The organism is Desulfosporosinus sp. (genome assembly GCF_014237355.1).
In the GTDB taxonomy this organism is placed as follows: Bacteria; Bacillota; Desulfitobacteriia; order Desulfitobacteriales; family Desulfitobacteriaceae; genus Desulfosporosinus.
The window spans coordinates 75388-99198 of record NZ_JABZFS010000042.1 but is presented as its reverse complement, the minus strand read 5'-3'; the positions used below and the strand labels follow the sequence as shown (position 1 = coordinate 99198).

Annotated in this window: 21 protein-coding genes; all 21 read left to right on the top strand. The window is 42.6% G+C overall.

Annotated elements, in window-relative coordinates; all coding sequences use genetic code 11:
* Nucleotides 1–11: 11 nt before the first annotated feature.
* Nucleotides 12–1691, top strand: a complete 1680-nt coding sequence (locus HGJ98_RS09320; protein ID WP_291350796.1) for a methyl-accepting chemotaxis protein — start codon at nt 12–14, stop codon at nt 1689–1691.
* A 346-nt stretch (nt 1692–2037) separates the two neighbouring features.
* Nucleotides 2038–3246, top strand: coding sequence for an ABC transporter substrate-binding protein (locus HGJ98_RS09315; protein ID WP_291350795.1), 1209 nt, complete (start codon nt 2038–2040; stop codon nt 3244–3246).
* Between the two features lie 185 nt (nt 3247–3431).
* A complete protein-coding gene (locus tag HGJ98_RS09310) occupies nt 3432–4295 on the top strand; it encodes a branched-chain amino acid ABC transporter permease (RefSeq protein ID WP_291350794.1) in 864 nt (287 codons plus the stop codon).
* A 3-nt stretch (nt 4296–4298) separates the two neighbouring features.
* Nucleotides 4299–5339 (top strand): branched-chain amino acid ABC transporter permease, encoded by a 1041-nt coding sequence (locus tag HGJ98_RS09305; RefSeq protein WP_291350793.1) that lies wholly within the window; start codon nt 4299–4301, stop codon nt 5337–5339.
* Complete coding sequence (locus HGJ98_RS09300) at nt 5311–6075, top strand: ABC transporter ATP-binding protein (protein ID WP_291350792.1); 765 nt, start codon at nt 5311–5313, stop codon at nt 6073–6075. The genes HGJ98_RS09305 and HGJ98_RS09300 overlap by 29 nt, the downstream gene beginning before the upstream one ends.
* Nucleotides 6068–6772 (top strand): ABC transporter ATP-binding protein, encoded by a 705-nt coding sequence (locus tag HGJ98_RS09295; protein ID WP_291350791.1) that lies wholly within the window; start codon nt 6068–6070, stop codon nt 6770–6772. Before HGJ98_RS09300 ends, HGJ98_RS09295 begins: the two co-directional genes overlap by 8 nt.
* A gap of 161 nt (nt 6773–6933) precedes the next feature.
* Complete coding sequence (locus HGJ98_RS09290) at nt 6934–7332, top strand: MaoC family dehydratase N-terminal domain-containing protein (protein ID WP_291350790.1); 399 nt, start codon at nt 6934–6936, stop codon at nt 7330–7332.
* Nucleotides 7329–7733, top strand: coding sequence for a MaoC/PaaZ C-terminal domain-containing protein (locus HGJ98_RS09285; RefSeq protein ID WP_291350789.1), 405 nt, complete (start codon nt 7329–7331; stop codon nt 7731–7733). The genes HGJ98_RS09290 and HGJ98_RS09285 overlap by 4 nt, the downstream gene beginning before the upstream one ends.
* A gap of 95 nt (nt 7734–7828) precedes the next feature.
* Nucleotides 7829–8947 (top strand): ADP-forming succinate--CoA ligase subunit beta, encoded by a 1119-nt coding sequence (sucC, locus tag HGJ98_RS09280; protein ID WP_291350788.1) that lies wholly within the window; start codon nt 7829–7831, stop codon nt 8945–8947.
* A gap of 1 nt (nt 8948) precedes the next feature.
* Nucleotides 8949–9833 (top strand): succinate--CoA ligase subunit alpha, encoded by an 885-nt coding sequence (sucD, locus tag HGJ98_RS09275; RefSeq protein ID WP_291350787.1) that lies wholly within the window; start codon nt 8949–8951, stop codon nt 9831–9833.
* A 315-nt stretch (nt 9834–10148) separates the two neighbouring features.
* The gene (locus HGJ98_RS09270; RefSeq protein ID WP_291350786.1) at nt 10149–10928 is read left to right on the top strand and encodes an enoyl-CoA hydratase-related protein; all 780 of its coding nucleotides are present in this window, start codon (nt 10149–10151) and stop codon (nt 10926–10928) included.
* 63 nt (nt 10929–10991) lie between these two features.
* Nucleotides 10992–12806: an acyl-CoA dehydrogenase gene (locus tag HGJ98_RS09265; RefSeq protein ID WP_291350785.1), complete on the top strand. Its 1815-nt coding sequence runs from the start codon at nt 10992–10994 to the stop codon at nt 12804–12806.
* A 44-nt stretch (nt 12807–12850) separates the two neighbouring features.
* Complete coding sequence (locus HGJ98_RS09260; protein ID WP_291350784.1) at nt 12851–13717, top strand: 3-hydroxyacyl-CoA dehydrogenase family protein; 867 nt, start codon at nt 12851–12853, stop codon at nt 13715–13717.
* A gap of 62 nt (nt 13718–13779) precedes the next feature.
* A complete protein-coding gene (locus HGJ98_RS09255) occupies nt 13780–14946 on the top strand; it encodes a thiolase family protein (protein ID WP_291350783.1) in 1167 nt (388 codons plus the stop codon).
* 155 nt (nt 14947–15101) lie between these two features.
* On the top strand, nt 15102–15980 hold the full coding sequence (locus tag HGJ98_RS09250; protein WP_367142706.1) for a 3-hydroxyacyl-CoA dehydrogenase family protein: 879 nt from the start codon (nt 15102–15104) through the stop codon (nt 15978–15980).
* 33 nt (nt 15981–16013) lie between these two features.
* Nucleotides 16014–17162 carry an acyl-CoA dehydrogenase family protein gene (locus HGJ98_RS09245; protein WP_291350781.1) on the top strand — a complete coding sequence of 383 codons (1149 nt, stop codon included), beginning with the start codon at nt 16014–16016 and terminating at the stop codon, nt 17160–17162.
* 12 nt (nt 17163–17174) lie between these two features.
* On the top strand, nt 17175–18368 hold the full coding sequence (locus HGJ98_RS09240) for a thiolase family protein (protein ID WP_291350780.1): 1194 nt from the start codon (nt 17175–17177) through the stop codon (nt 18366–18368).
* Between the two features lie 411 nt (nt 18369–18779).
* Nucleotides 18780–19667 (top strand): MBL fold metallo-hydrolase, encoded by an 888-nt coding sequence (locus tag HGJ98_RS09235; RefSeq protein ID WP_291350779.1) that lies wholly within the window; start codon nt 18780–18782, stop codon nt 19665–19667.
* A 65-nt stretch (nt 19668–19732) separates the two neighbouring features.
* Nucleotides 19733–21034: a DUF362 domain-containing protein gene (locus HGJ98_RS09230; protein WP_291350778.1), complete on the top strand. Its 1302-nt coding sequence runs from the start codon at nt 19733–19735 to the stop codon at nt 21032–21034.
* A 35-nt stretch (nt 21035–21069) separates the two neighbouring features.
* The gene (locus HGJ98_RS09225; protein ID WP_291350777.1) at nt 21070–22395 is read left to right on the top strand and encodes an acetyl-CoA hydrolase/transferase C-terminal domain-containing protein; all 1326 of its coding nucleotides are present in this window, start codon (nt 21070–21072) and stop codon (nt 22393–22395) included.
* A gap of 210 nt (nt 22396–22605) precedes the next feature.
* Entirely contained in the window at nt 22606–23781 is a 1176-nt protein-coding gene (locus HGJ98_RS09220; RefSeq protein ID WP_291350776.1) for an iron-containing alcohol dehydrogenase, read from the top strand.
* Nucleotides 23782–23811: the final 30 nt, after the last annotated feature.

The following is a 23811-nucleotide window of genomic DNA, read 5'->3' as shown; positions in this document are numbered from 1 at the left end:
AGATTGCCGTTATGAAATTGTCAAAAAAGATTTCTTTGGGGTACTTAACAATTCTCTTGCTGATGGCATTCCTCGTTGGTACAGTCTTTTATTTGGTTAGAGGCCTTACCAGTGTAGTAGATGACTTTGGTAGTTATCAGCTGCCAATACAGGCAGCAGCTCAGGATCTAGGGTTACAATACACACGCCAAATTGCAGCAATTCAAGGTTATTTAGCAACAGGCTCTGACCAATACTTGCAGCAGTATAAAGAGGCAACCACCCAAAGTGCTGAATATCTTAAGTACATTGAGGCAAGAGTGAAGGGGGAGTCAAAGCTTCAATTTGAGGAAGTCCAAACGACTGCTCAAGCTTTCTCATACCACCCGGATTACATTATCAACATGTACAAGAATCAAGGGTTGTCAGCTGCCGTTATGTATATGACAAATGTAGCTGCCCCGGATAATGTTGTACTCATGAAGGCTTTAGACAACTATATTTCTGCTGAAAATGTGCAAATGAAAGAGGGCGTTGGTTTAGCCTCGGTTCTAACCAAACGAGTCAACACGATTAGCCTTACCGTATTCGGTATTGCCTTAGTGATCGGCATAATCCTGGTTAATGCTATTATGCGTTCTGCAAATAAATCAATCTCTAATGGGATGATGGTAGCTAAAGCGCTATCAGAAGGAAATTTAGCCATTGAGGTTAAGGGTGGTAAGGATGAGCTAGGTCTCTTAGTCGCAGAATTAGGAAAAGCTGCGGGAAGCTTGAGGGAAATGATAGCCTTAGCGTTAAGGGTTAATAGCAATCTCCAGCAGGCAACAGCTTCTTCTAGAGAGGCTATCCGGAGGGTTACAACTAATTCGGAAGAGATTGCAGCTTCCACAGAACAAGTTTCAAGCGGATTTCAAGAAATAGCAGTTGAAACACAACAAATTACGTCTTCGAGCGATGAGCTTCGTCAATTCATTTCCCAAATGGAAGGACATGCTTATCAAGGAAGTCAAAAGGCGAAAGAGATCGAGCTGCGTGCTCAACAATTGAAGGATGAAGCCAACTCTGCATTAGTAGAAGCAACTGGAATTTATGAAGAAAGAGAAAAGGGACTAAAAAAAGCAATCGAAGAATCTATGGTCGTACAACAGATTAGCGAACTTACCCAGAGCATTTCGATGATTGCGGATCAAACTAATTTATTGTCCCTAAATGCCGCTATAGAGGCTGCACGAGCAGGGGATAATGGAAGAGGGTTTGCCGTAGTAGCAGAGGAAGTACGTAAATTGGCAGAGCAGTCCTCCAAAACGGCTCAAGATATAAATAATTTAGTAGGTCTTGTGGTCAAGGCTCATGAGAATCTGGCTGCAGGCGCCTACGAAGTCCTTCATTTTATCGACGTAGTTGTAAGACCGGACTATGATAAGCTAGTAGAAACAGGCACTCAGTATGAAAACGACGCCAAGAACTTTTATATCCTTACAGAGGAATTTTCTTCCACGGCTGCTCAGTTAACCCTAATTGTCAATTCAGTAGTAGCGGCGATTGACAATGTAAACCAGACCATTAGTCAAGGGGCTGCTGGTTCACAACAGGTTGCAGCTTCAGCTACTAATGTGTCTATGGATCTAGAACAAGTTAATCAACTCATGAGTCATCTTAATGAACATGCTGAGCAATTGGCTGAAGGAGTTGCCAGGTTTAAAATATAAAGTATACAAATGAAACAATTCACTCTATTTTAGGGTCTCAGTCATAAGTAATTTGTGACGAGGCCCTTTTTTTGCTGTTTACCATCTAAAAAGTATACATGGATACACATGCATGTATATAAATTATACATTTATTTTCCTTAACATCACGAAAGGCAAGTATATAGAAATGGCATAATTCTTGCAATAATAGTTTAAATGTTGAAAATAGTTGAATTATTTGCAAAAGAACAAAGATTTAGTTTTGAGAGGGGAGGAGTCGCTGAATCGCACTTAGATATTAGTCTTATGAAGCAGCAATGGTAACAAAATCTCTTTAATAACTGGAAGGGTGGAAGTAAAAAAAATGAAACGGAAAAGTATATGGTTAGTACTAAGCTTAATTGTACTATTGGTAGTATCGGGTTGTGGAAATAAATCTACTCCTACAAGTTCAGACCCTGGGGCGAGTGGAGACGTCAAAACAGTTAATATAGGGTATACCGGACCGTTAAGTGGTGGCGGAGCATTATTTGGTAAGGATGTAACTGAAGGTTTAGATCTTGCGGTGGATGAAATAAATGCCAAAGGGCTATTGGTCAATGGCGAAAAGTATAAAATCAATCTCATTAAACTAGATGACCAATATATGCCTGATAAAGCTGCAACCAATGCGCGCAGGTTAAGGACAGAGTTTGAAACCCCTGTCATCTTTGTGCCACATAGTGGCGGCGCCTTCGCTCTTCAACAATTTAATGAGACTGATGAATTCCTGATCATGGCGTATACCAGTGAAGGAAAGGTAGCCAAAACAGGAAATAAGTTAACTGTTCAGATGACGACTCCATATAGTCTCTACCCAGAAGTGTACTCAAAGAAGGTTATGGACAAGTTTGGCAAGAAGCTAGCTCTTATTCCTACTTCAAGCCAATACGGGAAAGACTGGAGCGAGGCAGTGATTCCGGCCTGGGAAAAGCTGGGTGGTACCATCGTAGCTAATAACCCGGTTGATTATAATAAAGAAGTCGATTTTAATACTTACGTTAGTAAGGCTTTAGCGGCAAATCCAGATGTGTTATTCGTTGGAGGACCTTCTCAACCAACTGCCATGGTCATCAAACAAGCAAGGCAACTCGGTTTCAAAGGCGGATTTATTCTCATGGATCAGGCGAAAGTAGAACAAATGGAAGGTGTTATTCCTTTGACTGATTTGGAAGGAGCTGTCTGTTTGACGCCGGTTTATCTATATGATAGTCCAGGAGCAAAGCCCTTTGTAGAGCGCTTCAAGGCTAAATATAATGGTAAAGTTCCAGCGTGGGAATCAAGTAAGAACTACGACAATATGATGCTGTTAGCCAAAGGGATCGAAAAAGCAGGGAATGTTACCGATGCTGCCAAGATTTTAGAAGGCATGCGAGCTGTTACTCCCTTTAATGATCCTACTATCACAGCTCACATTCCAGGGATAGCTGAAGGCGGCGGTTCAATGACCCCGGGTACTGGGATCATGATTGAAAATGGACAATATGGTAAACAGTTTAGTATTCCGAATCCTGCAGATACGACTAAGAAATAAAGCATAGAGGTCAGGGGTCAGAGATCAGATTAGAGGTCAGAGATTAAATATAGAAAGAACTCAAACTCGGAGGGCCGTCATGGCGTTGAAGTCCCATGCGGTCCTTCCTAATTCAAATTTGGATTAAAAACAGTCCGGGATTAATTGACTTGTCTATTCCTGGAGAGGATGGAAGGGGTGGTTCTATGGATTTATTAATACAGCAGATTTTCAACGGATTCACCTTGGGGAGCATTTATTGCTTAGTTGCGTTAGGACTCACTCTAATTTATGGCATTATGGAGGTGCCTAACTTCGCCCATGGACATTTATACATGGTTGGTGGGTATGTGACCTTTTTTATGATGACGTTATATGGAATTAACTACTGGGTGTCAGCTATTATTGCAGGGGTTGTCTTGGCTGTCCTAGGGATTTTATTAGAACGAATTGTCTTTAATCCTATGCGTAATAGCCCTAGTACGAATAAGTTTATAGCGGCAGTTGGAGCTATGATGTTTCTTGAAGCCGCAGCCCGAGTGCTCTGGGGTTCGGATTTTCGGAGTATCCCGGCAATCTATGACAATGTAGTTATGATTGGCGGGGTTCGACTGACCGAACAACGACTGATTATCATAGCTGGAGCGGTTATTTTAATGGTAGCCCTGTATGTGTTTCTAAAGCATACATTGATTGGATCCACTATTGAAGCCATGGCACAAAACAGGGACGGTGCCAGTCTCGTTGGTATTGATGTCAATCGAGTGGCGATGCTGACCTTTGCCGTAGCCTCCATTTTGGCTTCAGCAGCTGCCTCCCTATCCGGACCGATTTTTCTAGTGTATCCCGCCATGGGTTCACTGATCATTATGAAAGTCTTCGTGATTATCGTCATTGGAGGAATGGGGAGTATTCCAGGAGCCGTGCTCGGGAGTTTCATCTTAGGTATGACGGAGAGCCTCGGTGCGACCTATATTTCCAGCGACTATAAAGATGTCATTGCCTTTGCAATTTTAGTCTTAATCCTTTCGCTCAGACCCTCAGGCCTTTTTGCAAAGGGGGGGCATTAAGTAATGAAGTCAACGAATCAATCGTCGAAAGTCAAGTATATCGGCTATTTAGCTGTTTTTGCGCTGGCCATCGCCTTTCCCTATATAAGCCCTAATCGATATTACCTAACCGTCGTGACCCTAGGCTTTATTTATGCCATTGCGGTCTATGGATTGAACCTGATCGTGGGTTATTTAGGGCAGCTTTCTTTAGCCCAAGCCGGTTTTTTTGGAATGGGAGCCTATACCTCCGGGTTACTCAGTCTAAAGCTGGGACTGTCGTTTTGGTTATCCCTGCCGATCGCTGCTGCATCAACCACACTCTTGGCTTTACTGGTAGGATTAATCTCCTTCCGAACCCGGGGACATTACTTTGTAATCCTGACGTTGTGCATAGGTGTTATCATTCACTTAGTCATTGAAAAATGGGACAGCTTAACTGGAGGAGTCCGAGGCTTAATCGGAATTCCTATACCGACCAGCATTGGGCCTATTTCCTTTAAATCCCTGGAATCTCAGTATTATCTGGTTCTAGCCTTTTTACTGCTAACCATCTTTGTCATGAGCCGTATCGCGTCCTCCCTTGTCGGTCGAACCTTCAAATCGATTCGTAACAGTGAAGAATTAGCAGCTACCCTGGGGATTAATGTCATGAAAAGCAAGTTACTGGCCTTTGGTATTGCAGCTTTCTTTACTGGTATTGCAGGGGCCTTGTTTTCGAGCTATATCCGGTTTTTAGGTCCCGAGATTGCTTCAACCCATCTAACCTTTGAATTTTTGTTGTTTCTATTAATAGGAGGGCAAGCGACCATAGCCGGGCCCCTAGTGGGAACCCTCTTAGCCTCAGGAATCACTGAAAGCCTCCAATTTATGCAGGAATATCGGATGGTTGTCTTCGGGGCACTGCTCATCGTAATCGTTAAGTTTTTCCCAGGAGGGCTGGTAGGAGCAACTAAGTCATTAAAAGCTAAGCTAGAGAAACGGGTTAATCAAGGAAAGAAGTCCGGAACTAACCTGCCGTCGAAAGGAGAAAGCCATGCTGCTAAAAACCGAGGCTTTAACTAAAAACTTCGGCGGTCTGACCGCCTTAAATAAGGTGACTTTTGAGATCAAAGAAGGGGAAATTGTAGCCATTATTGGACCTAATGGTGCCGGAAAATCGACATTTTTTAATCTCATCAGCGGTTTCTATCCGTCCTGTTCCGGAAGGATAAGTTTTATGGGTAAGGATATGACAGGCACTCCGACCCATGAGTTTGCCTGTAGCGGCATAGGTAGAACCTTTCAGACCACGAACCTTTTTACAGATAGTACAGTACTGGACAATCTGATCATTGGTTATCGATCTAAAACCAAAATGGGAATGCTCGATGCGATCTTTAATACCAAACGTGCGCGGAGGGACGAAGGAGCGAGCCGAGAAAAAGCGGGGGAGATCTTAGAATTCATAGGACTCACCGAGGTGAAGAATCAACCGGTAGGAAACATTTCCCAAGAGGCGGCCAAACGCTTAGCTATTGGATTGGCCCTGGTGACTGAACCACGCTTACTGTTGCTGGATGAGCCGGCTGCGGGTATTAATCATGGAGAAACCAGCGAACTGGCAAATTTAATTCAGAAGATTCGACAAGCTGGAATTACAGTGTGTTTAATTGAACACAAAGTGCAGATGGTTATGAATTTGGCGGACAGAATCATGGTTTTGAACTATGGTACAAAAATTGCGGAAGGGACCCCAAAAGATATCAGCAACAATGACCGAGTGATAGAAGCTTACTTAGGGGGGGCCGAGCATGCTTAAATTATCTGGGATAAATGTGTCCTATGGAAGTTACCTCGCTCTACAGGACGTTAACATAGAGGTTAACAAGGGAGAGTTTGTGGTCTTATTAGGAGCAAATGGAGCAGGCAAATCGACGCTATTCCGAACGATCAGCGGATTACTGAAGCCAACCAGTGGGAGCATTGAGTTTAAGGGTGAAAAAATCACTCAACTACCTGCCTTTAAAATGGTGAAATTGGGGATTTCTCAGTGTTTGGAAGGGCGGGCTCTATTTTCACACATGCCTGTGAAGCAAAATTTACTCTTAGGGGGTTATACCCGTCGTCATGATAAAGAGGGAATAAAAAAGAGTCTGACTATGGTCTATGAACTATTCCCAGCACTAAAAGATAAAGAGAATGCCTTAGCAGGGTCTCTGAGTGGAGGGCAACAGCAAATGGTAGCCATCGGAAGGGCGTTGATGTCCGACCCCGAGTTATTGCTATTAGACGAACCCTCGATTGGTCTGGCTCCTATAGTGGTTCAGCAAGTCTTTGATGCTGTGAAGATTGTTAATGAAGCTGGGAAGACAGTGCTATTAGCGGAACAAAACGCTCATCTGGCCTTAAAGGTATCTCATCGGGGTTATGTATTGGAAAATGGTCGAGTGGTCATGCATGATCGCAGTGATGTACTGGCAGGGAATGAGGAAGTTAAAAAGGCCTATATAGGTTAGGACAGATAGAGGTGTAAGGGAAGGCTGGCATAGTTTTTGCAATTTGAGCATTATGGATTTATTTTGGATTAAATGGTGCGAGAACAGGTATATTGGTCAAATTGGATAGTGAAAAGCTAATAAGTTTATTTAAGTAAGTGATTACTGGAAAGGAGGAACGTATGATTGGAAAAGAGTTAATTGGTCTAGAAAGCGAATCTATCCAATTGCAAATACAGCCAGAGTTAGGGCGAAGGTTTGCTGAGGCCATTGGCATTCCGTTTGGTGACCAACTCCCCCCGACATTGGTGTGTACATTAAAGCATGCCGGCTTTCCCGGAATTCAGCTGCCTCTTCCTGGAATGATCCACGGAGAACAAAAAATAACCTACCATCGTCAGCTCAGGATAGGGGAAACTCTGACGTATAAGCGTTGCATTAAAGATGTGTATGATCGTGTTGGCAAGCTTGGAAATATGACCTTCATTGTCCTTGAGACGACAGGTTACGATAAGGTAGGCGAATTAGTCTTTTCAAGCAGTACTACGTTGATTGCCCCGGCAAAGGGGGAAGCCGAATGAGAAGTTTACTGGATTATGAAGTCTATTATAGACTTCCTATTAAAGAGTGGGTACCAACCCATTTGCAAGTTCGTCAGTATGCAGAGGCTTCGGGAGACTTTAATCCCATTCACCTAGACGAGAATTACGCGCATCAAGCGGGCTTGGGAGGGGTAATTGTTCATGGCATGCTAACTATGGCTCAGATGTCGGCGATGCTCACTGATTGGATTGGCCACGAGGGAACAATCAGTGAACTTGCAGTGCGTTTTGAAAATGTGGTGCGTCCAGGTGATACGATTAAGTTCTATGGTTATGTTAAAGCGCGTATGAAAAATTGTTTGATTCTAGATTTAGAAGCATTTAATGACAAAATGGCAAGGGTCTTATCGGGTCTAGCCACCATTTCCGTTAATCCATAAACTATGCTTAACGTTAGCTGCTTATTATCGTTGAAGTGTAAACATAGTAAGGATTATTGAAGCGCACAACATGCGCACGAGAGGAGTGATCGATTGTGAAACTGTTCGAATATATGGGTAAAGATATCTTTGCCGAGTTCGGACTTCCAATTCCAAAAGGGAGAATGGTTACTACCTCTGATGGGGCAGCACTTGCAGCCGTAGAAATTGGTGGACCAGTAGTGATCAAATCTCAGGTTCTGTCAGGTAAACGGGGTAAGGCTGGTGGTATCAAGTTTGTCGATCATCCTGAAGGTGCTAAGGCGGCGGCTCAGGAACTATTTGGAATGACGATTCAGAACCTACCAGTAGAGATTCTTCTTGTGGAAGAAAAACTTCAGATCGAGAAGGAACTTTATCTGGCAATTACAATTGATTCAGCAACCAAACAACCAGTACTAATCGCCTCTGTACATGGAGGTATGGATATTGAAGAAGTCGCTGATGAGCATATTATAAAAAAATACATTGATATTGAGCTAGGTATGCAAAACTTTATTGCCTGTGATGTCGTTAGAAGAATGAACATCCCTTTGAATAGTTCTCAAGGGAAAGAATTAGTTAAGATTGTGGATTGTTTATACAAGCTTTTTATCCAAAAAGATGCTGAACTAGTTGAAATAAATCCGTTAGTGATTAGTGGGGATCGCGTCATTGCTGCAGATTCTAAGATAACAATCGATGACGAGGCGCTTTATCGTCAACAAGACCTGCCGCATGTCGAGGAACGTACTAAAGCTGAAAAAGCGGCCCATGACCTAGGTCTCTCCTTTGTTGAATTAGATGGAGATATTGGAGTTATGGCCAATGGTGCTGGTATTACTATGGGAACTCTTGATACTCTTTCTTATTATGGTGGCAGACCGGCCAATTTTTTGGATGCAGGTGGCGGAACGGGAGTCGAAGGAACGGCTAAGGCCCTAGAACTAATTTTATCAAGAAACCCTAAGTCAATTATTATTAATATTTTTGGAGGAATTACCCGTTGCGACGATGTTGCTAGTGCCTTTGCATCGATCAAGAAGAGCAGAAATATCCCAGTTCCAGTAGTCATTCGTCTCGTCGGTACCAACCAAGAAGCTGGCAGAGCAATTCTTCAAGATGTTGGTATTGAGGCCTATGATTTCATGCAAGATGCGATCAAAAAGGCTGTTGAGCTGGCGGGGGGTAATTGAGTTGGCTATATTAGTTGATAAAACCACTAACGTTTTGGTTCAAGGTATAACCGGAAAACAGGGTCTTTTCCATACACAGCAAATGTTAGCTTACGGTACCAAGATAATCGCTGGCACGTCTCCTGGTAAAGGTGGAACAACTATTGAAGGTATTCCTGTTTTTGACAGCGTACGAGCAGCTTGTGAAAACCATAAGATTGATGCGTCTGTTATCTTTATCCCGGCAGCTTACGCTAAAGATGCTGCTTTGGAAGCTCTTGAAGCAGGGATCAAGGTTGTGGTTGTGGTCACCGAGCATATACCGGTTCATGACGAGATGATCCTTATTGCCTATGCAAGACGTTTAAAGGCTACGGTCATTGGACCAAATACCTTTGGAATTGTATCTTCTGGTAAATGTAAAATGGGTATTCCCCCTAATCAGTTTTTCATACCTGGATCAGTGGGTGTTGTAGCCCGCTCCGGGACTTTAACTTACGAAATTGTTGGGAATCTTACAGCTCAGGGTATCGGACAATCCACAGTCGTTGGCTTGGGGGGAGATCGAGTCGTAGGTCTTACCTTTGTGGATGTTTTAAAGCAATTTGAACAAGATCCAGAAACTAAAGTGGTTGTTTTAATTGGAGAAATTGGAGGTAACTCAGAGGAAGAGGCTGCGGAATATATAAAGGAGATGACCAAGCCTGTTGTCGCGTATATTGCAGGAAAGAGCGCGCCCCCAGGAAAGCGGATGGGCCATGCAGGTGCTATTATCGAACGAGGTAAAGGAACGTATGACGGTAAAGTAAAAGCCCTAGCACTTGCGGGTGCAAGAGTAGCAGAACTGCCCTTTGAAGTACCAGGGATTGTAAAGGAAATAATCGATAAAGAAAGCTCTCAGCAATAAATCTAGTCGTATTATTTGTATACATTATGTGCATCACAAAGGGCGATTGTTTTAGTTGTATACACATACAGGCGGAATATTAACGGGTTTTAAATTTGGTAAGGCATAGTTTTAAATAATTTTTAAAAAAAATTATACGAAAAAGTGTGTATTTTCAATATGTTCATTTTAATTTTTTAGTTTTCAGATTCTCCTTAGTTATTTGGCATGATTCTTGTATATAAGAAAAAGCATGTAATCTTTTTGGAATATTCGGAAAGGTCAAAATTCTAAAGCGAAAGGTGAAAAATTAGCAATCGGAGGAGGTAAGAAAAATTGGCTTACGAAACAATCCTTGTGGAAATTGAAGAGGGAGTTGCCACGATCACCCTGAACCGTCCTGAGGTTCTGAACGCTCTAAATAGCCAAGTCTTTATTGAGTTAGGGGAGGCAGCAACACAGTTAACTGCCGATGAAACAGTTCGGGTAGTGATTATCACAGGTGGTGAAAAAGTCTTTGCAGCCGGGGCTGACATTAAGCAAATGGCTACAGCAACAGCGGTGGATGTATCTACGAGCGTGAGACCATCCCTCAAAGCTTTCAATCTAATCGAAAATATGCCGAAACCGGTCATTGCGGCAATAGCAGGATATGCTTTGGGCGGTGGGTGTGAACTAACCTTGACAGCAGATGTGCGCATTGCTGCTGACAATGCTCAGCTTGGCTTACCAGAAATAAAGTTAGGTATTCTCCCGGGTGGCGGAGGAACTCAGCGTTTGCCACGTCTCATAGGAGCCGGTAAAGCAAAAGAACTGATTTTCAGCGGTGAGTTTATTTCGGCAGAGGAAGCCTTGCGCATTGGTCTTGTAAATAAAGTCGTGCCAACAGATCAGTTGTTAATAGAAGCCAAGAAAATGGCCAAGAAATTTGCGGCCCGTGGAGCAGTGGCCATTCAGATGGCTAAAACCTGTATCAACGAAGGATTACAGATGGATTTGGATAGGGGCTTACAATATGAGCACAAATGCTTTAGCTTATTGTTCGCAACTGAGGACCAGAAAGAAGGCATGAAAGCCTTTATAGAAAAACGCAAACCCAACTTCCAAGGGAAATAATTTCCGTGCTTAATTAAATGATTAAATTAATAATCTTAACTAATGTGAGAGGAAGTATGTGTTGTGGCAAGTAACTTTCGATATAATACCCGGGATCATAAATTTATAATTAAAGAATGGCTTGATGGGCAGAAAATACTTGGATTGAAACGCTTTAGAGATGTCTATGGCATGGAGGATGTTGATGGTATTCTTGACCAATCCTTAAAAGTCTGTAGAGATGTTGTTGCACCAACTAACGATGACGGAGATACGATTAGGGCCGTCTTTAAGGATGGGAAAGTAACGGTTCCTCCCTCCTTTCATCACGCCTTTAAATATGTAGCGGAAAATGGTTGGGGTGCTAGTAACAAAGATAAGGACGGAGAAGGCTCACTGCCATCCCTTTTATATGGAGCGGTCCATGAATACATGATTGCAGCTAACCCAGCGTTCGTAGCATATTTAGGTTTACCCGGTGGAGTTGGATCCGTGATTAAACAGTTCGGTTCCAAAGAACAAATTGACTTCTTTACCCCTAAATTGTTCGAGACTACCTGGGGTGGGACCATGTGTATCACAGAGCCCGGCGGTGGTTCTGATGTGGGGGACATGTTAAGTAAGGCTTATCCCACGGATGACCCTAGAATCTACAAAATTAAAGGAACAAAATGCTTCATTACCTGTGGAGATCATGATCTTACAGAGAACATTATTCACTTGGTCTTAGCCAGAATTGATGGAGGGGTTCCAGGTACAAAAGGCTTGGCACTCTTCATTACTCCAAAGATCTGGGTTAACGAAGATGGAAGCTTAGGAGAACCAAACGATGTTGTTACCGTAGGAATCGAGCATAAGATGGGGCTTCAAGGATCTGCTACGGCGGTACTTAACTTCGGTGAAGAAGATTCGTGCCGTGGCTTCCTATTAGGTTCACCCCTGGATGAAAAAGGACACGGGCAAGGTATGGCCCAAATGTTTAAGATGATTAACGGATCTCGTATCGACACGGGACACTGCGCTCTGTCAGTAGCTACTGTGGCCTATAATAATGCCGTTGCGTATGCCAAAGACCGTATTCAGGGTCGTCCTATTGACAATCCCAAAGGAAGTCGGGTACCTCTTATTCAACATGAAGATATTCGTAGAATGCTGCTCACTCAAAAAGCAACCCTTGAAGCTATGCGGGCTATGATTTTTAAAGGGTATTACTATTTAGATATGATTGCTTTTGGAGATGATCCGGAGGAGGTTCGTAAAGCTACACGTAGTATTGAATTAATCACACCATTAATTAAAGCCTACAGCTCGGATCAAGCTTGGTTAATGATTACGGAAGCCATTCAAGTCCATGGAGGATACGGATATACCGAGGAGTACCCAATTGCTCGTCAGGCAAGGGACGTTAAAATTTATTCTATCTGGGAAGGTACAAATTTCATTCAGTCCTTGGATTTGGTCTTCCGCAAGTTTGCCTTAGATAAGGGGAGTGTTTTCAAAGAGTGGCTGCAAGAGATTGGTGTCTTTGTTAAGGAACACTCTGAGAATACTGAATTTACTCGTGAGTTTTCAATGCTCAATCAAGCGCTAAAGACCTATCAGGAACTCATTGGAACTGTTTTTGGCTATATGAAAGAAAATATTCGCTTGGTGCCACTGTACAGTACTAGAGTTTTAAGAGTAACCGCTGAACTCTACTGCGCCTTCTTACTAATGCAACAGGCATTAGTTGCTCAAGACAAGCTGGCCCAAGGAGTTGGCGACAGTGACTTCTACAAAGGAAAAATCTGCTCGGCTCAATTCTATTTGCGTAATATTGTGCCTGATGTAATGGCTACGGCACAGATTATCAAAGACTATGATACATCTGCAATGGACATTCCAGAAGAAGCTTTTTAGTACTTGTTTTCAAAGAAGTTAGTAGTTTTAAGGAGGGTATATTTATGAAGTTAGAAGATATCAAAACTATTTGTGTAGTTGGAGCGGGCAACATGGGCCACCAGATTGCCTTAGGTTGTGCATTAGCTGGTTTTAAAGTAGCTTGTACGGATATTAGCCAAGAAATGTTGGACAAAGCAGAAGGATTCGCACGTTCCTATTTGCCAGAAAGGGTTGCTAAAGGAAAATTAAGCCAAGAAAAGGCTGACCAAGCATTGGCAAACATTCGCTTTACGTCAAACCTTGAGGATGCGGCAGGGGATGCTGATTTTGTTATCGAAGCTGCGGTTGAGAAAATGGCTATTAAGAGAAAGCTCTTTGCAGATTTAGATAGAATTGCTCCTCCTCATGCTATACTCGCTACGAACAGTTCCTATATCGTGAGTTCGCAGGTTGCCGATGCAACGAATCGCCCGGATAAGATTTGTAACATGCACTTTTTCAATCCCGCTTTGGTTATGAAACTAGTTGAAGTCGTTCAGGGACCTCATACTTCCGAAGAAACCGCCCAAGTAACGATGGATTTGTGCGCTAAACTTGGCAAGACTGCCGTCTGGCTTAAGAAAGAAATCTATGGTTTCTTGGTTAATCGAATCCTCTCAGCCCTTGCTCAAGAGGCTTTGTTCCTAGCTGACATGGGAATTGCAACTCCGCAAGAAATTGACTTAGCAGTGACGAATGCATTGGGTCATCCAATGGGGCCCTTCCGACTGATGGACTTAACTGGAATTGATCTTGCTTACTATTCTGCAATGGAACGCTATCAGACTAGTCGGGACCCTAAAGACAGGCCTTCGCCTTTAGTTGTTGAGAAATATACTAAGGGAGAATGGGGTAAGAAAACTAAAAAGGGCTATTACACTTACGAGTGATCTAAAACACCTTAAATACTCACATATAATTGGGTATCTAAGAATTGATAGGGGGTATTTACATGAATGAAGCAGTTATTGTATCAGCCGTTAGAACACCAATAGGTCGCGCAGGAGGAACTTTAGGTAGGATTTCACCTGAGATTTATGGTGCAGAAGTCATTAAAGAAGTGATTAAACGTATAGATTTAGATCCCAATGAGATAGAAGACGTTTTTTTTGGAAACTGTTTAAATGCTGGAGGTAATATTGGACGTCTAAGTGTTTTGCAGGCAGGCTTGCCCGTGGATATTTCAGCAGTTACCATTGATCGTCAGTGCGGTTCTGGTTTAAACGCCGTGAATTTGGCTGCTCAAGCTGTTATGGCTGGTATGGGCGACGTTTTTATTGCAGGAGGCACAGAGAGCTGTTCTCTAAAACCGTATATTATGGAACACATGGACTTTTTTAGTAAGACTGGGCCTGTCTTCCGTAAAGGTTTTCAGCTTTCAACCAATGAAATCGGTAATCCGCCAATGGGCGTAACCGCAGAAAATTTAGCCGAAAAATATCAGATTAGTCGTTTAGAACAAGACGAGTTCTCATTTAATAGCCAACAAAAAATGGGTAAGGCTATGGAAGCCGGTTTCTTTAAAGACCAAATTGTCCCTCTTACCATTCCATTAGGCAAGGGTAAGACGATGGTTTTTGATACAGACGAACACCCTAGACCCCAAACAACCCTTGAGGGATTGGGTAAGCTTTCTCCTGTTTTTAAAGCAGGTGGAACCGTTACAGCGGGCAATAGTTCAGGATTAAATGATGCTGCAGCTGCCGTAGTTGTAATGTCGGCTGAAAGAGCTAAGAGCTTAGGACTTAAACCATTAGCTAAAATCCGCACATTTGCCTATGCTGGTGTTGATCCTAACATTATGGGAATTGGTCCAGTACCTGCAACGAAGAAAGCTTTAGCCAAAGCAGGTCTTACCTTAGACGATATTGATTTAATTGAATTGAATGAGGCGTTTGCTGCCCAAGTGTTAGCTGTGGATCGAGAGCTTCATTTCAACTGGGATAAGGTGAATGTAAACGGTGGAGCGATTGCTCATGGTCATCCAATCGCAGCAACAGGTGCGATACTCACTGCAAAATTAGTCCACGAAATGAACCGCAGGGATGTTCAGCTAGGTATGATTACAGCTTGTATCGGCGGCGGACAAGGTATTGCTACTATTTTCGAAAGAGTATAAGTATTGCTTTACATTTATATAGTAAGTAACTTGTTGATCTCCCCTGGCCCGAAAGGTTGGGGGAGACTTACCTTAAGCAATGAATATCTTAAATTCTAAACCATCCTGGGGTTCTATATAACAGAGAAAGTCAGAGGAGAATTATTCTAGGGGGAATGAATGTGGGAGCTCAAAAAATCCAGAAGATTTGCATTGTTGGAGCAGGGAATATGGGGCATCAAATTGCTTGCAGCGCAGCTCTGGCAGGCTTCGAAGTAAAATGCACGGATGTAAATGAAGAGGTACTGCAGAAGGCTGAGCAATTCGTGACTACCTATCTACCGGAACGAGTTGCCAAGGGTAAACTCCAGCAAGCCCAGGCTGATGCCGCTAGGAAGAATCTTACCTTTACCAGAGATCTTGCAGAGGCGGCTGGTGATGCAGACCTTGTAATAGAAGCGGTTATAGAAAAGTTAGAAATTAAGCGTACCCTGTTTGCAGAATTAGATCGAATATGTCCGCCCCATACCATTCTCACTACTAATAGTTCCTATATTGTAAGTTCTAAAATAGCGGACGTGACGAAGCGTCCCGAACAAGTCTGCAATTTGCACTTCTTTAATCCAGCCTTAGTGATGAAGCTCGTAGAAGTTGTTAAAGGACCTCATACTTCAGAAGAAACCGCGCAGGCATTAATGGATGTTTGCGTCAGCATGGGCAAAACTCCAGTTTTGTTAAAACAAGAAATCTATGGCTTCCTGGTCAACCGGATGCTTACTGCTATTAAAAATGAGTCAATATATTTGCTTGATATGGGAATCGCAGGGCACGAAGAGATTGATACCGCGGTTACCCTAGCCCTTGGGCATCCTATGGGTCCATTTCGATTGATGGATCTAACGGGTATTGATCTTACCTATATCGTTGGTTTTGAACGTTATCAAGAAACCGGTGACCCTATCTACCGTCCTTCTCCAACCATTGCTGAAAAATTTGTGAAAAAAGAATGGGGTAGAAAAACGGGCAAAGGGTTTTATGAATACCCCCAAAAGTAATAGGTTAGACGCAAACAGACAGGAGGGCTTGCAATGAACGTTTCCGATGAAGAATTGAATATTATTCGCCAAGCAGTACGCACCTTAATTAAAAAAGATGTTGAACCATTGGGTGAACAAATGGAGGAAGAAGACAAAGTCCCTCGTAGTTTACTAGATAAGGCTGCGGAGATGGGGTTGTTTGGCTTAAGTATTCCACAAGAATATGACGGTCTAGGTGCGGGTATGTTGGGCAAGGTTATGATTTTCGAAGAACTAGGTCGGGGACCAAATTGCTTCGTGTCCATTATCGGTTGTCACAATGGAATCGGCAGTGTAGGGATTGTAATGGCTGGTAATGAAGAACAAAAGCAACGTTACTTGCCTAAAATGGCCACTGGACAATTAATCGGAGCTTTTGCTCTGACTGAAGCGTCAGCGGGTTCAGATCCTGGCAATATGAAAACTACCGCTGTGTTAAAAGGGGATAAATATATACTAAACGGCACTAAGCAGTTTATTACAAATGGTGACATTGCAGATGTATTTACGGTTATGGCGGTGACGGACAAGAGTAAAGGAAGTAAGGGTATCACCTCTTTTATCGTTGAACGGGGCTTTAAGGGGTTCACTGTCGGTAAATATGAGAAAAAAATGGGTCTTCACGGATCTCAAACTGCAGAGCTGATATTTGAAGACTGTGAAGTTCCCGTCGAAAATGTTCTAGGCGAGCTAGGTCAGGGATATGTAAATGCCCTTAAAATCTTAGCCAATGGACGTGCCGGTTTGGCAGCTCGAAATCTTGGTTCTTGCGAAAAGTTATTAGAAGTAAGTGCTAAATACGCTCTGCAGCGTGTGCAATTTGGCAAGCCTATTTTTGATAATCAAATAATTCAACATTATTTAGCAAATATGGCCATTGATATCGAGGCTTTGCGGAGCTTAACATACGATGTCGCTCGGAAAATTGATCGGGGAGAAACCGTGATCAAAGAGGCAGCGATTGTTAAAACGTTTGGATCAGAAGCCTATGGAAGAGTAGCAGATTTAGCTGTTCAGATTCATGGTGGTATGGGATATATGAGAGAATGCGAAGTAGAACGATTTTATCGGGACGCAAGAATTGCTCGCATCTACGAAGGAACGTCAGAAATTCAGCGTAACATTATCGCGGGTCAGTTAAGAAAGGAATTTGCGTTATAAGGAGGAATGGAAATGCAAGAGGCTGTTATTGTTGCTGGAGTTCGCACAGCAATTGGTAGAGTGGGCGGTACTCTGAAAGAAGTAGAAGTTGATTATCTAGCTGAAAAGGTTATGCGAGAAATACTCGTGCGCAGCGGTATTCCTGGAAAGGCAGTCGACGAAGTTATTCTCGGTCATACAAAACAGAGTGGAGATAATCCCAACTTGGCTCGTCTGGCTCTGCTGAGAGCAGATATGCCTGAAGAAGTGCCTGCCTACACGGTACACCGTCAGTGCGGGTCCGCTCTGACCGCTATAAACAATGCAGTTCAGGCAATTTGGGCAGGAACCGCGGAAGTGATTATGGCAGGTGGAGCAGAAAGTATGAGCACAGCACCTTATTATCTAAGGAACGCTCGCTATGGCTTTCGAATGGGTAATTCTGTGATTCTCGATTCAAACACTGAAAGTCAACCCCGTTGCCAACCAGAGGATCGTTATGGTCGCTTGACAATGGGGTTAACGGCAGAAAATTTAGCTGAGAAATATACTATAAGTCGGCAAGAGCAAGATGAATTTGCTCTGGTTAGCCAGGAACGTGCCTTGCGTGCGATTGAAGCGGGACTGTTCGCAGAAGAGATTGTTCCTTTTGAGATAAAGACTAAAAAAGGTGTTACGATTTTTAATCAAGATGAGCATCCTCGTGAAACCAGTATGGCTCAGCTCGGGAAACTTGCCCCGGTGTTTAAAGAAGGGGGTACAGTTACGGCTGGTAATTCAAGTGGTCGTAATGATGCTGCAGCTGTTTTGATGGTAACAACTCCTGAGAAGGCCCAAGAATTTGGGCTTAAACCATTAGCAAGAATTAAAGGGATTGCAGCGAAAGGGGCACCCCCACAAATTATGGGTATAGGTCCTGTGGCAGCCTCTCAAGCCGCCCTTAAGATGGCAGGTTTAAGCTTAAATCAGATAGACTTAATTGAGCTTAACGAGGCATTTGCGGCACAGTCTTTGGCCGTTGTGAAAGAACTTGGCTTAGATCTCTCCAAAACGAATGTCAATGGAGGAGCCATTGCCTTAGGGCATCCATTAGGTGCAACAGGTGCAATAATCTTAATCAAATTAATCAATGAAATGCGGCGGACTGGCAAGAGATACGGTTTGGCTACATTGTGTATTGGCGGAGGGCAAGGAATCTCAACAGTTGTGGAGAATTTGATGATCTAAGTAAAAATCAACGAGTTCATTAATTAACCAAGGTTAATAGAAAACTTCGGTGACATTAATCTCCAGAGATTTAATGTCACCGATATAGTGCAGGGGTCACTCCAACGACCATCCGTGCCAGGGGTCTTGAAAAGTAGATATTGTTGTTCGAAAAGTGGACGTTGGTTGTATACTTATGTTATGAAAAGGCTAAGTTCTGTATCAATTTTATACAGTCTATTAACTCCAAACCTTAAAGAGTTTACTGAAAAGTATGAATTATAGAACTTAAATAATTGGCATAGCTTTTGCAATAGTAACAACTAATCAGTTTATGGGAAAGAGGAAGCGTCCTTGTGGCTAATAACTGAATATTTATAATTGTGTCAGTAATGAATAATCTTGTACGGTATCAAGAAACTGGGTGAGATAATGAGCGAAAAAATATTTACCGAACTTCAGCCTGATTTATATTTTGTCCACGGAAAGATGAGTGGTCGGTTTCCTTACTGCAATGGACTAATGATCGATTCCGAGGTAAAGGTTTTGGTCGATACAGGTTACGGCCGTAGCCGTATTGAGAGAATTATTGAATCTGGAAAAGTGGATGTAATCATCAATACCCATTATCATATGGATCATGTTTTTGGCAACAGGTATTTTCCACATGCCCAGATTTGGGCCCATACGTTAGATGCTCCTGCTTTACGTTCAACAGAACAATTTATGGCTTATACCGGATTGAATGGAAGCCTTGGCCCTGATCCCTCTCTTTTTCCAGGAGGTCCTGTAAGTTGTGAAGTTGACAAAGAGTTGGTGAATGGGGAGGTACTGGAGTTTGGTTCCATAAGTTTACAGGTAATTCACGCACCGGGTCATACGCCTGGACATATTGCCCTCTTCGAACAAAACTCTGGGGTGCTATTTTCGGGAGATGTCGATCTATCTCCTTTTGGGCCTTGGTATGGCAACCTTCGCTCGGATTTGGAGATATTTATTGAATCCATCCTTCGGCTCATTGATTTAAACCCAAAAGTATTGGCAACAAGCCATAGTGGGATTGTCACAGACAATATCACCGAAAGATTAAGAGACTACTTAGCGAAAGTTGAACTTCGAGACGAACAGATCCTGCATTATTTGCGTGTTCCCCAGACGTTAGAAGAATTAGTGAATCAGAAAATCATATACCATCGCTTTCCAGAACCTCAACGGCTTTATCGTTTTTTCGAAGAGGTTATGATCCGAAAGCATTTGCAGTATCTAATCAAACAAGGAAGGGTCTATGAATTAAATCAAAAATTTAAAGCTTTTGCCTAAAGCAGATGGGATAAGGTCGTCGGCCGTTTCGGACAAGCGAGAAAATAAGACTGGAGGGGGTTTCAATGGCTAAAGCTGCCGTTTCAATTATTAAAGTTTCCGATGTCTATGAATCACTTCAAGAGAGCTTAAGATTAAGCGATGGTCTAGCAGGATTGAATGTGAATGACGGAATCTTGATTAAGCCAAATATCGTTAGTTGGGATTTTGAATTACCGTTTCCTCCCTATGGTGTCGTAACCACCAGTAGTGTAATCAGTGCCTTAGTACGAATACTTGCTGAACATGGATTCAATCATTTGACCATAGGTGAAGGCTCCCTTCCTAAGTTAAGAACTACCGGACATGAAGTCTACGAGGCATTGGGCTATAAAAAACTTCAAGAGCGATATGGAGTTAAATTAGTTGATTTTAATCAGGAAGAGTTTGTACAGATCGATTATGGTGATGGATTCAAGCTAGATATTGCTAAGAAGGCTTTGGAAGCAGACAAGATTATCAATGTTCCGGTCTTAAAAACTCATAGCCAAGCGAAGGTCTCACTGGGAATTAAGAATCTTAAGGGATGTTTAAGTAAAAAGTCAAAACAGTATTGCCACGGTCTAGGGAATGAGGAGCTTAGTCTGACGTTTCCTCGCATTATCGACAAGCTGCCAGTGGCTCTGACCATCATTGATGGTCTATATACCCTTGAAAAAGGTCCTGGTCCCACCGGAAAAGCGTTTAAAAAAGACCTTCTAATAGCTTCACGTGATCCTTTTGCTTGTGACCTCGTGGGAGCAGCCATTCTGGGCTATAATGCCAAAGAGGTGCCGCATCTGACTAATTACGCCAAAAGACACGGGTCTAGTCTAGAACTATCCGACTATGAAGTAACTGGAGAGAGGATAGCAGATCATCAAAACTTTGTAGAACATGATTTTGAGTGGGCAGAAGATAATTCTGGCCCTACCGGTTTCCAAAAGCGAGGTATTACTGGGCTTGCAATTCGTAAGTATGACAGCAGTCTGTGTACGGGATGTTCCGTCCAATTCAATCCCATGTTAATCTTAATCTCTTCTGCTTTTAAAGGGGTGCCGTTTCCAAATGTTGAAGTAATCTGCGGCAAACAGCAGTTAGCCTCAACTGGCTTTGACAATACTGTTCTTTTTGGCAAATGCGCCTGTCATTTAAATAAGGATAATCCTAATATTAAAAAGGCTATCACACTTTGGGGTTGTCCACCTGATTTGGAAAAAATGGCCGAGGAGTTAGGTAAAGAGGGACTCGAATGTGATTATAACGAATATGTGCGTTTCCGACATTACTTATTTGATCGATATAAAGGGAAGGAGGGTTTCAACCTTTCTGACTGGTCGGTGGAGTAGGCATAGATTTCGAAAGAGTTAAGGAGGAAAACAAGATGTCCAAATGGGTACAAGAATACCAAAGCAAACTAGTTTCTCCAGAGAAAGCAGTTAGTGTGGTTAAAAATGGGGATTGGATCCAATATACATTTGCAGCAAACACATTGCCCGTTCTAGATCCAGCTTTTGCTAAACGTATCCCAGAACTTCAGGATATTGTTATTGTTAATGGAATCTCAACTCGCCCCCATGCCATACATATGGCGGATCCTACAGGGGTGCATAGCACTTGGAATTCTACACATCTCACGGCCTTGGACCGAATGTATGCCAAAACAAGGAGAGTGCATTATGGTCCTTTGAAGTACTCAGAAGCCCCTCGATATGTTCGGGAAAACTGTCCTCCCGACATTCTAATGATACAAGTTGCTCCAATGGATAAACACGGATATTTCAATATGGGACCGACTATTACCCATTTTCGAGCGGCAGCAGATATGGCTAAAACGATTATTGTAGAAGTCAACGAGAGTATGCCGTATGCTCACGGGGGATATGGCAATAATCTTCACATTTCTGAAGTTACTTATGTTGTTGAAGGCGGGCATAATGATTTACCACAGATTGGTGAAGAGGAAACAACGGAAGTTGATAAGAAAATTGCAGAGTTTATTCTTAAGGAACTTAGGGATGGAGATTGCCTGCAACTCGGGATTGGCGGGATGCCCAATGCCTTGGGGAAAATGATTGCTCAGTCCGATCTTAAAGACTTGGGAATTCACACAGAGATGTTGTGTGACAGTATGGTGGATATGGTAGAATCAGGACGAGTTACAGGAAGGAGAAAACAAATCGATCAAGGTCGGATGGTCTACACCTTTGCTGCTGGCTCACAAAAACTATATGACTTTATTGATAATAACCCTGCCTGTGCGGGTTATCCTGCGGATTATACCAACGATCGTAAGACAGCTAGTCAAAATGATAATGTGGTATCGATTAATAATTGTATTGAAATCGATCTTACGGGACAAGTGTGTTCAGAATCGAAAGGTTCTCGGATGATCAGCGGATCAGGTGGTCAGTTGGATTTCGCAGATATCGCCTATAATTCCAAGGGTGGAAGAGGCTTCCTTTGTATGTCTTCGACGTATACAGACTCGAAAGGAAAAGTGCATTCCCGCATCAACCCACTCCTGACATTAGGGGCTGTGGTCACAGTTACGCGACCAGTTGTTCATTATGTGGTGACGGAGTATGGGATTGTTAATCTTAAAGGGCAACCAATCTGGGAGCGTGCAGAGAGATTAATCAGCATTGCTCATCCGGATTTTCGGGATGAATTAATTAGAGAGGCCCGAAAACTTGACCTTATGAGATAAAGCACCTGACTCGGCGGAAGGTTAGGGTATGGTTGTATGGTTAATGTACAAGAATGGGCATAAATTGATTTGAATTTGTTTTGTTTATATACATTTAATTAACCCTCTGGAGACTTATAACTGTCTCTAGAGGGTTTTTATTTACAAACACATGTTGGCACTAAAATTGCAACAATATTCAGATAAATGAATATTAAGGGAGGGTTTTTTGTGAATAATTTCCATATTATTGCCAAGCCAGAAATGATCTTTGGTTCCAATACGTCTCTATCAGCGGGTAAACGATTAAAAAAAATTGGGTGTAAAAAGGTAATTTGTGTTTATGACAAAGGTGTGAAGGACGCTGGTCTTACAGATAAGATAATTCAAGCGATTGAGAGCGAAGGCATTGAAGTGGTTCACTATGATGGTGTTTTGCCTGATCCTCCAGATACTGTGGTTAATGAAGCAGGAGAACTCGGCAGAAAAGAAAACGTTGATGGGATTGTGGCCATTGGTGGTGGAAGTTCTATGGATACTGCAAAAGGTGTCAATATCCTATTATCTAACCCCGGCAGCATTACTCAATATGGCATCGGTACTATTTATAACAAGTCTAGAACACCTATGTTTATGATTCCAACTACAGCTGGTACGGGTAGTGAAATGACGAATATGGGTGTGATTACTTCCTCAACTGAGAATCGAAAAATGATTATTCTTGGTGAAGGGTGCACAGCTAATGTTGCGATCTTAGATCCCAATTTGACTATAGCTTTACCTGCTTATCCAACCGCCACAACAGGAATGGATGTCTTAGCTCATGCCTCTGAAGCCTTAACTATTAAACGTAATTGGAATGAATATTCTGCTATGTTTGCGGTAAAGGCAATTGAACTTGTGTTCAAATACCTTCCAATCGCTGTTGCGGAAGGTACTAACATGGAAGCAAGAGAAAATATGATGCTTGCTGCTACTTATGCTGGAATCGCGTTTACAGATGCAACGGTTCACATGGCCCATGGTATTGGTCATGCTTTGGGTGCTAAATTCCACGTTCCTCACGGAGCGGCTTGTGCCATTGCTTTACCCTCCGTTATGAAGTATGTATCTAAAACAGACCCCATAAATGTAAAACGAGTCGGTAAAGCGATGGGATTAGACTTCAAAGACGATGCTGGTTCCGAGGAAATTGGTCAGGCTGTTGCGGATACGATATCTGCACTAAACACAAAAATTGGAATTCCTACGTTGCAAAACCTGAATATTGGCAGAGATTCCTTCCCTTATATTGTAGATTTAGTCGTGATGGACACGACTTACTTCTCTTATCCAATTAAGACAGATAAGCCAAGTATTTTGGCTATGCTGGAAGAAGCCTATCTTAGAGGAGAAAAAAGGGACTGAGGTTCAACCTAATACTTAGAGAATAAAGGG

What these genes read in the sequence shown, in the direction of transcription:
- HGJ98_RS09250 (WP_367142706.1), top strand. Translation starts at nt 15,102, where the DNA reads ATGAATGTGGGAGCTCAAAAAATCCAGAAGATTTGCATTGTTGGAGCA.
- HGJ98_RS09320 (WP_291350796.1), top strand. Translation starts at nt 12, where the DNA reads ATGAAATTGTCAAAAAAGATTTCTTTGGGGTACTTAACAATTCTCTTG.
- HGJ98_RS09315 (WP_291350795.1), top strand. Translation starts at nt 2,038, where the DNA reads ATGAAACGGAAAAGTATATGGTTAGTACTAAGCTTAATTGTACTATTG.
- HGJ98_RS09235 (WP_291350779.1), top strand. Translation starts at nt 18,780, where the DNA reads ATGAGCGAAAAAATATTTACCGAACTTCAGCCTGATTTATATTTTGTC.
- HGJ98_RS09260 (WP_291350784.1), top strand. Translation starts at nt 12,851, where the DNA reads ATGAAGTTAGAAGATATCAAAACTATTTGTGTAGTTGGAGCGGGCAAC.
- HGJ98_RS09230 (WP_291350778.1), top strand. Translation starts at nt 19,733, where the DNA reads ATGGCTAAAGCTGCCGTTTCAATTATTAAAGTTTCCGATGTCTATGAA.
- HGJ98_RS09255 (WP_291350783.1), top strand. Translation starts at nt 13,780, where the DNA reads ATGAATGAAGCAGTTATTGTATCAGCCGTTAGAACACCAATAGGTCGC.
- HGJ98_RS09225 (WP_291350777.1), top strand. Translation starts at nt 21,070, where the DNA reads ATGTCCAAATGGGTACAAGAATACCAAAGCAAACTAGTTTCTCCAGAG.
- HGJ98_RS09285 (WP_291350789.1), top strand. Translation starts at nt 7,329, where the DNA reads ATGAGAAGTTTACTGGATTATGAAGTCTATTATAGACTTCCTATTAAA.
- HGJ98_RS09305 (WP_291350793.1), top strand. Translation starts at nt 4,299, where the DNA reads ATGAAGTCAACGAATCAATCGTCGAAAGTCAAGTATATCGGCTATTTA.
- HGJ98_RS09245 (WP_291350781.1), top strand. Translation starts at nt 16,014, where the DNA reads ATGAACGTTTCCGATGAAGAATTGAATATTATTCGCCAAGCAGTACGC.
- HGJ98_RS09310 (WP_291350794.1), top strand. Translation starts at nt 3,432, where the DNA reads ATGGATTTATTAATACAGCAGATTTTCAACGGATTCACCTTGGGGAGC.
- HGJ98_RS09300 (WP_291350792.1), top strand. Translation starts at nt 5,311, where the DNA reads ATGCTGCTAAAAACCGAGGCTTTAACTAAAAACTTCGGCGGTCTGACC.
- HGJ98_RS09290 (WP_291350790.1), top strand. Translation starts at nt 6,934, where the DNA reads ATGATTGGAAAAGAGTTAATTGGTCTAGAAAGCGAATCTATCCAATTG.
- HGJ98_RS09240 (WP_291350780.1), top strand. Translation starts at nt 17,175, where the DNA reads ATGCAAGAGGCTGTTATTGTTGCTGGAGTTCGCACAGCAATTGGTAGA.
- HGJ98_RS09295 (WP_291350791.1), top strand. Translation starts at nt 6,068, where the DNA reads ATGCTTAAATTATCTGGGATAAATGTGTCCTATGGAAGTTACCTCGCT.